8 protein-coding genes and 1 pseudogene are annotated in these 13,174 nt (G+C 44.0%); 3 read left to right on the top strand and 6 right to left on the bottom strand.

Going from position 1 to position 13,174, the window contains the following annotated elements:
* On the top strand, positions 1-892 hold an 892-nt coding region (locus tag BN93_RS00500; protein WP_044259297.1), incomplete at its 5' end, for a M16 family metallopeptidase.
* 305 nt (positions 893-1,197) lie between these two features.
* On the opposite strand, the gene BN93_RS00505 is transcribed toward BN93_RS00500, so the two are convergent.
* A complete protein-coding gene (locus BN93_RS00505; protein WP_019186396.1) occupies positions 1,198-2,037 on the bottom strand; it encodes a pepsin/retropepsin-like aspartic protease family protein in 840 nt (279 codons plus the stop codon).
* Positions 2,034-2,396, bottom strand: a complete 363-nt coding sequence (locus BN93_RS00510) for a hypothetical protein (RefSeq protein ID WP_198007480.1) — start codon at positions 2,394-2,396, stop codon at positions 2,034-2,036. Before BN93_RS00510 ends, BN93_RS00505 begins: the two co-directional genes overlap by 4 nt.
* Positions 2,397-4,060: 1,664 nt before the next feature.
* Here BN93_RS00510 and BN93_RS00515 point away from each other — a divergent pair.
* Positions 4,061-4,882 (top strand): DNA alkylation repair protein, encoded by an 822-nt coding sequence (locus tag BN93_RS00515; protein ID WP_044259479.1) that lies wholly within the window; start codon positions 4,061-4,063, stop codon positions 4,880-4,882.
* 90 nt (positions 4,883-4,972) lie between these two features.
* On the opposite strand, the pseudogene BN93_RS18965 reads toward BN93_RS00515, so the two are convergent.
* Positions 4,973-5,844, bottom strand: a pseudogene (locus BN93_RS18965) (IS982 family transposase).
* A gap of 958 nt (positions 5,845-6,802) precedes the next feature.
* Entirely contained in the window at positions 6,803-8,002 is a 1,200-nt protein-coding gene (locus BN93_RS00525) for an MFS transporter (RefSeq protein ID WP_019186401.1), read from the bottom strand.
* Positions 8,003-8,161: 159 nt separating this feature from the next.
* Here BN93_RS00525 and BN93_RS00530 point away from each other — a divergent pair, with 159 nt between their 5' ends.
* Positions 8,162-9,097 carry an AraC family transcriptional regulator gene (locus BN93_RS00530; protein ID WP_019186402.1) on the top strand — a complete coding sequence of 312 codons (936 nt, stop codon included), beginning with the start codon at positions 8,162-8,164 and terminating at the stop codon, positions 9,095-9,097.
* A 16-nt stretch (positions 9,098-9,113) separates the two neighbouring features.
* Here BN93_RS00530 and BN93_RS00535 read toward each other — a convergent pair whose 3' ends face one another.
* Together BN93_RS00535 and BN93_RS00540 are read right to left on the bottom strand one after the other, a co-directional pair.
* Positions 9,114-10,019, bottom strand: coding sequence for an IS982 family transposase (locus tag BN93_RS00535; RefSeq protein ID WP_019186403.1), 906 nt, complete (start codon positions 10,017-10,019; stop codon positions 9,114-9,116).
* Between the two features lie 333 nt (positions 10,020-10,352).
* Positions 10,353-13,172, bottom strand: coding sequence for a M16 family metallopeptidase (locus tag BN93_RS00540; RefSeq protein ID WP_044259303.1), 2,820 nt, complete (start codon positions 13,170-13,172; stop codon positions 10,353-10,355).
* Positions 13,173-13,174: the final 2 nt, after the last annotated feature.

The following is a 13,174-nucleotide window of genomic DNA, read 5'->3' on the forward strand; positions in this document are numbered from 1 at the left end:
TTTCGCCAACAACACGCTAGCCGATCTCGACCATGTAGACCCCAATCGCATTCTCACCTTGGCGCGTCAAGGCATGGCCAATGCTGCAAACTTCACCTTTGTTTTCGTTGGCAACTTCCAACGCGACAGTCTTCTCGCCCTCGTTTGCCGTTACATCGGCTCGTTGCCTGCAAGCAAACCCCTGTTCGCTCCATGGCAACCAGCCCTTATCAACGAGCCTTCGCCCCACCATCAGGCAGCGCAAGGCTCCACCGCGCCCACCACTACCACCGCTCCCAACAACGAAACATCCCTCGTTGGCACGCTGCGCAGTGTGCAAACCTATGCCCCCGGCATTGTTTGTAACCACTTCCGCCACGCCATGACCACGCCCAAAGCCAACGCCTACATCGTTTGGTGGGCTAAGGGCACGCCCTATACGTTGGCCAATATCGTGATGGCCGAGGCCGTGGGTCAGCTGCTTAGCATGCGTTACACTCAGCGAATACGCGAAGAAATGGGCGCGGCTTACAGCACCGATGCCTCTTGTACCCTCGCAACCGACGTGAACACCACCTACTTAAAGCTATATGGCATCTGCCCAATGAAACCCGAATTGGTTGATAGCACCCTCAAAGCGATGCGCGACGAGGCCGAAAACATGGCTCGTAACATCGACCCCACGCTGCTCGAAAACGTGAAACGCCACCTCGCCAAACGCTTTGAAGAACGCACAAAGCAAAACAGCACGTGGCTACGAGCTGTGCAAACATGGGCGCAACAGGGCATCGACATCCATACCAACTATCTCATCGAGCTGCAAAACATCACGCCCCAACGTCTGCAACAGTTTGTTGCACAACAATTAATGGCGCAAGGGAATAGGGTTGAAGTGGTGATGATGCCGGAGTGAAATAAAAAAAGCCTCACCCCCAGCCCCTCTCCAAGGGGAGAGGGGAGTGATATGCTTTGCTTGTTGTACGCCTGTTACAGGTTAACTCGTCAACTGGTTATCTACCAGCCTCACCCCCAACCCCTCTCCAAGGGGAGAGGGGAGTGAAATGCCTTGCTTGTTGTACGCTTGTTACGGGTTAACTCGCCAACTTGTTAATTCGTTAACTACTCTATCTTCCGTCAACTTGTCTGCTTGTTAACTTGTTACAATGGAAAGGGGTACAAGCAATAGCGATTGAACTTTAGTCTGTTTTTAGCACATCCCTACAAACTAGGTGCAAGTATTTCGAGTTTCTTCCCTTTATAGTTTAGGATAAACGAGTGGCCTTTTAAGAAATTCAAGCTGAGTAAACCATATTTGTCTTCGCCCTCAATAAAGTCGAGAGCGATAGTTTGTTTGCCTAAACCAAAGGTAACCCCCTTATATTGGCGAACCTGTTTGATGGTAAGTTGTTGACTTACATTCGCCGTTTCTTTCTGTATTGTTCCTGATGGTGCAATGCGAATGTCGTTAGGAAGTTTGTTGTTCCTACTGCCTGTGTCGAAGACAAGGCGCACATGTTGCCCTTGTATGCGCGTTTCAAACACAATAAAGTTCATAGGAATATCAGTAAACTTATGGCTATCTTTCCATTTAAGCACTATCCCTCCATTATTATTACCTAGATAGGGAGAGATAGTCTTTGTATCATAGTCAAAACGCAATGGCCTATCTCTCAGAATATCAGCCCCAAGAATGAAATCAGGCGCAAACCTTTTGAACTTGTCTTTTAGGTTGATAATGATGCAAAGCACTTGGCGATAGGTTTTACCGCAAAAAAGAACGGAATCTACAACGCAAGTGGGCATTCGGTTGTCGCGTGAGTTTACCATTAGTTTTAGTTTGTCGGGCAGAGCTATTCCCAATGAGTCTTTTGCAAAAGTGGAATCTACTACACATAAGCTGCATCCTGTGTCTACTAGCGCGGCCACTGTTTGCATCTTGTGGCTATACACTTCTACTGATGTGTATAGTAAGCTGTCTTTCTCTTTCAATTCTGCTTGCCCGTAAGTACACAGACTGAAAAACAGCATACTTAAAACTGAGAATAGCACCTTCTTCATCTTAACAAGTGTTCGCCTAGGATGTTTATAAGTTGCAAGTTGTTGAATTTCTCTTTGTCTGGGTCGAATTTTGGCCAACTTAACGCTTTGGGGTTGAGACGTTTTTCTTGTTCCTTACGTTTAAGAATGAGGGGCGAAAAGCCTTGAAAACGTAAGTAAAGGTAGCATGCTGTTGTGTCGGAAAGGGCTTTCTGCTCTTTCCGACATACCGAATCCCTTTTGGCAACATTCTCTATCACATTCTTCTGTGCAAAAGATGTGGCAGAAATAGTAATTGCAGCCCCAAGGAAAAGAACCCTCGTGCGTTTTAGTTTATATACCAAACTTTGTATCGGCCATGTGTATATCGGTAGATTCATGTGTGTTGAGTGATTCATTGCTATGCTCGTCTGTTTTTTCATGGAAGAAATGAGCCATCAGCCACTTAATAAAATAGTGCCAAATAAACTTCCTCCATAAATGTTTTAAAGTTCATCCTCTGTTAGAGGGGGCATGTTACACGCTCATAATGGTTTGATTATTAATGTGAATAAATGCCTATACATAGGCGGTAAGATATTGCAAAAGTATAAGATAAAAAGAAACTTACCAAATATAACGCCTAAAAAGTTTTGCTTTTATTGGGTTTATTCATATAAGATAATGCGTGCATTGAAAGGGAAGAGGTGAAAAAGACCGCAACCACAACAACCCCTACCGGCTCCAACAACAACCCCTACCGGCCTCACCCCCAGCCCCTCTCCAAGGGGAGAGGGGAGTGGTATGCCTTGCTTGTTGTACGCCTGTTACGGGTTAACTCGTCAACAGGTTAACTCGTTAACTACTCAATTTCACATCAACCCGTCAACTTATTAACTCGTTAACTACTCAATCTCACGTCAACCCATCAACTGGTTAACTCGTTAACTACTCAATTTCACATCAACCCATCAACTTATTAACTCGTTAACTACTCAATCTCACATCAACCCATCAACTTATTAACTCGTCAACTACTCAATCTCACGTAAAACCATCAACTTATTAACTCGTTAACTACTCAATTTCACGTCAAATCGTCAACTCGTTAACCAACCTTCTCCCGTCCATTTTTCAGCAAGAATTTTAACATTATGGCTGCGATTTTTTCAACCAATCGCGCACCAAGGCGCAAATAATCGATTCTCGCGGAGGTTTGTTTTGGTACAAAAAGGGGGTGGTTTGCGAATGCGGCAAGATGGATATTTATTTAATTAAAACGCCACTTGCAGCAGTTTTTGGGCCTTTTGCAGCAAAATATAGTGCAATATGGTGCTAAACGTAGTGCAATATGCCGCTAAACGCAGTGCGTTTTGGTGCTAAATGCAAGCTAAAATGCCGCTAAACGCAAGGTAAAATGGTGCTAAATGCAGTGCGTTTTGCTGCTAAACGCAAGACGAAAGGCATAAATATCCATATCAATTGTATAAATAAAAGCTGTTAGAGCCATGACACACATGGCTAAAAAGGGCGAAATGGCCGTTAGAAAGTGGGGTTTTAGTGGCTAAATGCAGGAAAATGGGAGCGAAAAAATGGCGAGTGGGCAGCCAAATAGAAAGGCTAAATGGTGCAAAATACAGGTTGTGGGCGTAAAATGGGCGTAAAAATAAAAGAAGTGAGGCTGAAAAAAGCGGCTAATTGCATGGTTTTAGTGCTTTGTTTTCGCTAGAATGGGGTGACGAACGGGGTGTGTTTTGTAAAATATAGCGTATAGTTTTAAGGTTGTTGGTTAGCGGGTGTTATGATTTAGTGGGTTGTCCTGATTGTGGGGTTTATGGCCTTACATGTTCATAAGTTACTTTCGATGCCGCCATATCTACCAACCAAATGTTTGCAACGAATAATAAATGCAATGAGTACGATTATTGCAGAAAAGGCAGTAACTTTACCGCTGTAATCAATATAAGGACATTGGCTGCAACCATACATGGGTAAATGCCGCGTGATAAGTAAACCGAAGGCCAATTATCCCTTTCTTTTTCAATGTAGCCCCATTATCAACAACATGAACATTCAAGAAATACTAGCAAGAAAAGGAGTACAAAAGGTTACCGAAATTCCCCATGATGTGCTCGCACTACTTAATGCCGGCAAGATACCAACGGTAAATCTAACCGAATGGTTGGCCGTAGACCATTCGCAAATGGTAAAGCGTGTCTTTCCCTCAATGGGCATTGATGCCACAATGGTAAATGAAATTGTTGTAGAAATAAGTCGCCAAAAGAAACCTTCAACGATGAATGTGATTAAAGTGGTTGGTTCGCTTTTGCATGCAAAGTATGCAAACACATCTCAGTATGCAACGCTCTTCCAACAATTAAGTACACACTTGTCTGACTCGGTGCGCTGCTATGCCTGCTATTTTGTGGCTATTAATTCTGCTATCCCCTTGATTGATAAACTTAGTTTGCTGAAACCATTGGTGGCCGACCATCATTTTGGTGTTCGTGAAGTGGTTTGGATGGCATTAAGACCGGAGATGAGTGATAACCTGAACATCTGTATTCCGCTGATGGAAGAATGGGCAGAGAGTGACAATGCCAATATACGGCGTTTCGGTTGTGAAGCACTACGCCCGCGTGGTGTTTGGTGTACGCACATAGAAGCGCTGAAAGAGACACCTGAAATATACTTGCCCGTGTTGGAGAAACTTAGGGCCGACCCTTCTAGATATGTGCAGGACAGTGTGGGAAACTGGCTAAACGATGCGAGCAAGAGCCGTCCTGACTTTGTTGCGGCTGTGTGTGAGCGTTGGGAAAAGGAAAGCCCAATAAAAGAAACACAATACATCATCAAGAAAGCCACGCGCAGCATAAAGGGTAAGTAATTTACCTTTTATCGGCGAACTAAACACCATACTTGCCGTTTCTAAACTTTTAGCAGACAGCAATAATAAGTTAACGTGAGTTCGACGAATTCAGAACAATGCAAGCTGTGTGTCAATGGTTCTTTGTACATTGATGCATGGCTTCTTTGGAAACAGGCAATAGGCAGCAATTGTCCCTAATAAGTTGACGATGAAATTGTCAAAGCATCTATGTCTGGAGTGTTCCACCTGCGCAATGTTCTTAAGTTCGTCATTCACCGTTTCAATAATGGCTCTTTTTCTGAGTAAAAGTCTGTCTGAAACACTCATTAACGCTCCTTTCATGTTACTTTTCAATTTGGTAATAAGCTGTATTCCGTCAACGAAAAGCCTTTGAAAGAGGTTCTTGCCGATGTAGCCTTTATCACCGAATAGCTTACCATATATCAAATCTATGAATGCTTTGTACTCCAAAGGCTTACGATCATCAATATCTCCTGGCGTTATCATAAAGTTGAGAAGTTCTCCTTTCTCATTGCAAATCAAATGCAACTTGAAGCCAAAGAACCAATCCATAGAGCATTTTCCTCTTTGAGCTATGCCTTTGAAAACCTTATGAATATGTATTCTTTAGTTTTTGCAGACTCGCAGTGGTGTGCTGTCAACGAAACTTATACCCGTGCATTTGCCCAACAGGACCTTCTTGATAAACAAGGTTAAGGGTATAACTACATCCCTTTCCAATTCTACTATACGGTTATAAGAAACAACTTTTGGAAACAGATGGCGAAGCTGCTTGCATACTTTTTCAAGATAGAAATGTTTGAAGCAACGATAACCAGAATCGTGGAAAAAGGATCATTATCAGCATAACTTCTGCCTTTGACATTGTAGAATTTCGATGATATTTTCTTTTTCCAGTAGGTTTTAGCGTATATTTTGCCGTCATTACATCAAAAAAACTTGCAGGAATCGACTACCATACAAAATATTTCAGTAACTCCTCCATAGGTGATTATTACGGTTTTTATTTATAACTGTTTGTATATTAGCCCCTTAATGCTACAACGAATTTCACTAATCACCAAATCCATAGACACTTATAATTCGTCGAGATCACGGTAACATAAAAGCAAAAACAAGAGAGACTGCAATCTATAAGAGGCTTTACGCGGATACCATCAGTAGTGAGAACATTAATCTTAATATAAAGATTTACACGCTCATAACAGCTGTTTTTTAGGGAATCTCTGCGCTTTCTCTCCTCGCATTAGGACAGAACGGAGGGAGGGAAGGACTGTTCAGATGTAAAGATTATTCCCATCTGCTTTTTAATCTACGACCTTTTGTGTTCTAAAAGATGCCCTTTTGATGTGCAAAAGGGCATCTTTTAGAATGTAAAAGGGCACCTTTTACAAGCCCGTTTGTAACCTATTGATATCTTGAAGGTTACAAAGGTGATAAAGAAGGGATATGGTAGGGAAAGTGAAAGATAGCGAAGTGAGAAGTGTAAGGATTTTTGTTACTGTTCGTTCCGTTGTGTTTTTCAAGGTAAGGTCAGTGCGCTTTGTCATCAGGGTAGCGGCTTTACCGATTCAAAAGGTGGGTGAACAGACTGAGGAACGGACGTGAAGAAGACGAAAGAAACGGCGGGATTGGCAATCAAAAATGTGTCTTTCAGTCGGTGATTTTTTAACGCTCCAACGACAGTTTACAAAGAATTAATTGTGTTTCAGCGACAGAACCATGACCAATAATATGGACCATGATGGATATACAGTAAGCTGAGAGCCTACTTAATAGATTCAGCTCGCACGCTCTATGTCCTCCTTTAAAAAGGACAAAGAGCTTCACGAGCTGTAGAAGGAGAAGTTTTCAATTCAACTTATATCACTTCTCAAATAGATTACCGATATGCTTATGCTATAGAGGAAGAAGTTCTTATCTCAACTTATAGCCCTTGAATGCATAGAAAAGGATATAAGAGAAGCTGACAAAACAGATCCCATACGCATATTGAATGTTGCTAACATCCTTAATAAGTCCGAACAACACAGTGATAACAGCACCACCGATAAGTCCCATTGTCATTAGTGATGAGCCTTCCTTGGTATATTTACCCAAGTCCATAAGAGCCAAAGGCCAGAATGCGGGCCACATCAATGAGCAGCCTAATGCCATGATACCTACAGCATAAATACTATAAACACCCGGGAGTAACAATACAAGTAGCGTTCCAAACAGTGCAACGAAGGAACAGATCTGTAAGGCTTTCGTCTGTGAAAGATGCTTAGGAATAAGAATAATACCTGCGATATATCCTATACTGATGCTGATTGGGGTAATCCATGAGTACATATGAGGATGAGGAAGACCTAATTCACTTGCATAATCTATAAGTGTACCCAAGACGATGGTCTCTGAACCAACATAAAAGAATATGGCAATTGCTCCAAGAACAAGATGTGGGAACTGGAAGACAGAATGCTTACTGTTTGCGTAGTCGGACACTGCTGAATCTGCATCGGCGTCGTCTTCTCCAGCAGCTTTCACCTCTGGCAATGGTGATATGAGTGCTACGACACCTAAGATTACAAATAAGCAGATTATAACCAAGAACGGTTTGTCAAGATCTTCCAAGCCAACACCTCCACTATTACTTGCAAAAAGAGCAATAAACAAAGGTGATACAGGCCATGCTAACTTGTTTATCATGCCCATAATAGAGATTCTTTTTGCTGCACTCTCCGTTGGTCCAAGGATTGTTACATAAGGATTTATAGCAGATTGTAGGAACGTATTAGCTGTTCCACAAAGGAAAGATGCCAATAAAAAGATAATGAAACTCCTTTCAGCTGCAGAGAGAATAAACACTCCGAAGGCTATAGCAAACATGGCAAAAGCCGTAGCCATCGTACGCTTATACCCAATTTTACTTATCAATAAGCCTGCAGGATAACCAAAGATAAGGAATGGTAAGAACGTAGCACCTATAAGCATATAGGCTTCTGTGGACGAAACGCTTAGCGAAACCTTCAATACTGGTACTAATAAGGAATTGATTCCCAATGCAAAGCCACAAGTAAAGAACATGAAAGCAAGGAAAAGCATTGGTATAATGAAGTTGTTTTTTTCTTTCATAGAGAATCTTTTTTGAATTAAAAATTAATTGTTATGTTTTAAAAATCCGCTTTTTTTTGACTACAGTTATCTTGATATTACAAAGGTACAACTTGTTTTTAACAATAATATTCACTATCTTTGCGTTGTTATAGACTATATTTACATTTGCAGAAAAAGATGGTAATACTTGATAGAAAGATAGTACATAATGTGCAAACCAGGTGCAGTCACATTACATACACTGAGTTTAATCTACCATTTCATAGACATTCCGAATATGAACTCATCCTGTTTACCAGCGGAAGTGGGACTGAATTTGTTGGAGAGGGGGTTGCTGACTACAAAAAGGGCGACGTTGCACTTATCGGAAGTAATATTCCCCATCTGCATTTATGCAAAAGTAGAATGGGAAATAGCCAAGAGACAGAAGCTATGGAACATAGTACAAGTGAAACAATACAGTTCTGTCCAGACATGTTTCCACCCGATATTCTTAACCTACCAGACTATGAACATATTGCTGATTTGCTATCGAAAAGCCAGTATGGCATACGTTTCTATGATGAAGGATTATATGAGGACCTCCTCTCAAGGTTATCTTTGTTCGATTCACAGTCCTATACAAGGCGTCTGATTGCTTTGTATGAGATTCTCGAAAGATTATATAACTGTTCACAAACAAAGCTATTATCACCAATAGCATTCAGCCATTACAAAGCTCCTAATACCGATACTGCCATTGACAAGGTATTCACCTATTTATATAATAACTTCCAGAAGAAGATTGTTCTCGCGGAACTTGCTGACTTTGTTGGTCAGAATCCGACGTCACTTTGCCGATATTTTAAGAAATGTACCAACAAGAGTATATTCCAAGTACTTGCCAATATACGCATTGAATATGCTTGTAAATTACTAACTCATTCGAACCTTACGGTCAATGAAGTGGCTTTTAACTCGGGATACAATACACCAACACTGTTTTACGAACAATTCTTAAGAGAGATGCATCTAACCCCAAATGAATACAGACAACACATTAACGCTGAGAAAATCAGCAACCATATGAATATAACAATTGGTTCGACGCAAGACTCAACACATAGTAAATAACGTGAGTTCGACGAATTCAGAACAATGCAAGCTGTGTGTCAATGGTCCTTTGTACATTGATGCACGGCTTCTTTGGAAACAGGCAATAGGCAGCAATTGCTCCTAATAGGTTGACGATGAAATTGTCAAAGCATCTATGTCTGGAGTGTTCCACCTGCGCAATGTTCTTTAGTTCATCATTCACCGTCTCTATAATGGCTCTTTTTCTGAGTAAAAGTCTGTCTGAAACGCTTATTAACGCTCCTTTCATGTTACTTTTCAACTTGGTAATAAGCTGTATTCCGTCAACGAAAAGCCCTTGAAAGAGGTTCTTACCGATGTAGCCCTCGTCACCAAATAGCTTACCATATATAAAATCTATGAATGCTTTGTACTCCAAAGGCTTACGGTCATCAATATTTCCTGGCGTTATCATAAAGTTGAGAAGTTCTCCTTTCTCATTGCAAATCAAATGCAACTTGAAGCCAAAGAACCAACCCATAGAACATTTTCCTCTTTGAGCTATGCCTTTGAAAACCTTATGAATATGTATTCTTTGGTTTTTGCAGACACGCAGTGGTGTGCTATCAACAAAGCTTATACCCGTGCATTTGCCCAGCATGAACTTCTTGATAAACAAGGTTAAGGGTACGGCTGCATCCCTTTCCAATTCTACTATACGGTTATAAGAAACAACTTTTGGAAACAGATGGCGAAGCTGCTTGCATACTTTTTCAAGATAGAAATGTTTGAAGCAACGATAACCAGAACCGTGGAAAAGAATCATTATCAGCATAACTTCTGCCTTTGACATTGTAGAATTTCGATGATATTTCCTTTTTCCTGTAGGTTTTAGCGTATATTTAGCTGTCATTGCATCAAAAAACTTGCAGAAGTCATCTACCATACAAAATATTTCAGTAGCTTTGTCCTCGGTGATCATAGCGTTTTTTGTTTGTAACTGTTTGTATATTAGTTCTTTAAAGTTACAACAAATTTCGCTAATCACCAAATTTATAGACACTTATAATTCGTCGAACTCACGTTAAGTTAACGAGTTGTTTAGTGGCCTATTGATTGACGAGTTAACAAACCTAGGGGTTGGCTAGTTGACTATAAAACGGGTCAACGAGTTAACAAGTTAACCCATTGACCCGCTAATAAGGGTGTAATAAACAAGGCATTTCACTCCCCTCTCCCCTTGGAGAGGGGCTGGGGGTGAGGCCGAGAGGGGTCGGGAGTGGGCCAGTAGGCTCTGGGGGGTGAGGCTCTTCCTTTACTCCGACTTCATAGTTATCTCAATCCTTCGGTTACTCTTGATAATAGCTTGCGCCACCTGCTGTATGTCGGCAGCCGTAAGTTGGTCTACCAATGCCTCGTAATCTGTGTGCAGGTCAATGCCGTAGCGCAGGTGTTGGTACACAATGTCGTTCCAATAGTCGTTGACAAGCGTTTCTTGTTGGTGAGCTTTCTTTAAGTAAGCCTTAATCTTGCGGATGCTTTCGGGATTGATGCGCCCTTGCGCCACGTGTGCCAACTGACGATACACGATGGGCATCAGTGCGGCGTACTTTTCAGGACCAGTTCGGAAACCAATCTTCAACAACGAGTTGGGACGACTGTTGCAGTCGAGTTCGCCTTGCACACCCACGCCATAGGCACCGCCTTTCTCTTCGCGAATGCTATCGGTAAAAGCGATGGTAAGCACGCGACGAAGGGCATCGAGAGCCAAGTTAGACTTGGGTGTATAGGGCAAGTCGAAAGTGTAGATGATGGTGACAAGTGCCGATGGCGTGTTCATCTTCTTGGTGAAGACATGCGTTTCGTTAACGTTGCGCACCTCTGGAAGGTTGTTGGCAAAGCTCTCTTTGCGCCCTGCTGCCGGCAACGAGGCCACATATTGGCAGAGAAGTGGGCGAAGCGAGTCGATGTTTACGTTGCCCACAAGCAACATCTTAAAGCCCGTGGCATCGGCAAAGCGTTCGCGATAGAGTTGCATAATGCGCTGATAGTTCACCTTGTTGAGGCGTTCGAGGGTCAACGGGGCGGTGCGTTCGTTGCGGCCATAGGCAATGAGCGAGAGCGAGTCGTTGTATTCTACCTGCGGATTGGCGTTTCTGTTCCTCAACATGGCCCGCCTGCGGTCGATGCTGGTGGCAAAAGCGGTGGTGTCTGTTCGCGGAGCGGTGAAGTAAAGATAAGCCAATTGGAACATCGTGGCTAGGTCTTTGCGGTTAGATTGTCCGCTGACACCCTGCGTTTCTTGACCAACATAGGGCGAAACACGCACATGTTTGCCTGCCAGCATCTTGTCTAAGCGGTCGGCCGAGAATGCGCCCACACCGCCGTCAACGATGGCATTGGGCAGGAAAGAGAAGTTGGGGGCATCGGTTTCGGGACAAAGCGAGAGCCCGCCTTCGCCCCAAAGGCGCATGGTTATTTGGTAGGCGGCGAAGTTGGTGGGCTTAACATACACCTCGATGCCGTTGCTGAGCACAAGCTTTGTAACGCCGAAGTGTCCGTAAGGCTGCTCGCTCACAATCGTTCCGGCCTTGGGCGCATGCTCGATGAGGGTTGTGGGCAGGGGCTCTTCCTTGTATGGCTGGTAGCTATTGTCGGCTTGTGCCTGCAAAACGTATTGTTCCAGTTCTTGATTGCTGGGCAATGTAAAGCCTGCCTTTTGCGGAGCAAGCACCGTTAGCACTTGATTTTGGTCAGAAATGAGCTTTCGGGCGGCCTCGTTCACCTCTTTGAGCGACACTTCGGCATCGAAACGCTTGGTAAGGGCAAGCCTTTCTTCGGGCGTTAGCAGGGGTTCGGACGAGAGAAAATGGCGAACGGCCTGCATGGCCAGCGTGCGATTACTACGTTCGTTGCGTTCGGCAAAGCGCGTTTGGGCACGTTGCAGCGCATCGGCTTTGGCTCGTTGCAGTTCGGTTGCGGTAAGACCAAAGCGGCGTGCGCGTTCGGTTTCGCCGATAACGGCACGAAACGAACCGCGTATGTTGTCTTCTTTACAGCCAAACGACAGGCTGAAAGCCTCTTTTGTCTGGGCAACGAGGAAGCTACCTGTACGCGCCGAGGCACTGAGCACGGGCGAAGGGTTGATCTGTTTGAGGGCGGTAAGCCGCTCGCTAAGCATGGCTGTAATGAGGTTTTCTATGTATCCGTCGCGCACATAGGCGGTTTGGCCTTTCTGTGCAAAAGGCGTGGCGGGATGTTTCATGTGAAGACCCGCCAAAACAATGGGCTGTTCGCTATCCTTTTCTACGGCCACAATCATGCGTTTGTTGTCGGGCACGGGGTAACAGGTGCGCTTGGCGGGATTTTTGGGCATGGGAATGGTAGAGAACAGCTGCTTAATTTTGGCCTCGATGGCGTTTACGTCGATGTCGCCCACTACCACAATGGCTTGCAAGTCGGGGCGATACCACTTGTTGTAATAGTCTTTGAGGTCTTGATAGGGAAAGTTGTCAACGATGTCCATCGAGCCAATGGGCATGCAGTCTTCGTATTTAGAGCCCTTAAAGATGGTGGGTTGCAGCTTTTCGTACATGCGTTGCGAGGCCATTTTCGCCCTGCGCGTGCGCCATTCTTCGTGTATTACGCCGCGTTCTTTGTCTATCTCCTTATCTTGCAGCAGCAAGTAGTGGCTCCAATCGTGGAGGATGAGCAGCACCGAGTCGACCACGGACGAACGTTTCAGCGGCACTTGCGAGATGTTGTACACCGTTTCGTCGATGCTGGTGTAGGCATTGAGGTTGGTTCCAAACTTCACGCCGATGGTTTCGCACCACGGAACGATGCCCGGAGAAGTGCCATCGTTGCGGAAATGCTTGGTTCCGTTGAAGGCCATGTGCTCTAAGAAGTGGGCTAATCCGCGCTGGCGTGGCTCTTCGAGGATGCTACCCACGCGCTGTGCGATGTAGAAATCGGCCACGCCTGGCTCTTTGGCGTTGTGCCGAACAAAGTATGTTAGGCCATTTTTAAGCTTGCCCGTACGATAGGCAGCATCGTTTTTGAGGGGCTGTGCCAACAAAAGGGTTGGCAGAAAGAGTAATAAAAGGCTTACTTGCCTTAGAAATCTTGTTTGCATAT

Source organism: Prevotella conceptionensis 9403948, assembly GCF_000312305.1.
In the GTDB taxonomy this organism is placed as follows: domain Bacteria; phylum Bacteroidota; class Bacteroidia; order Bacteroidales; family Bacteroidaceae; genus Prevotella; species Prevotella conceptionensis.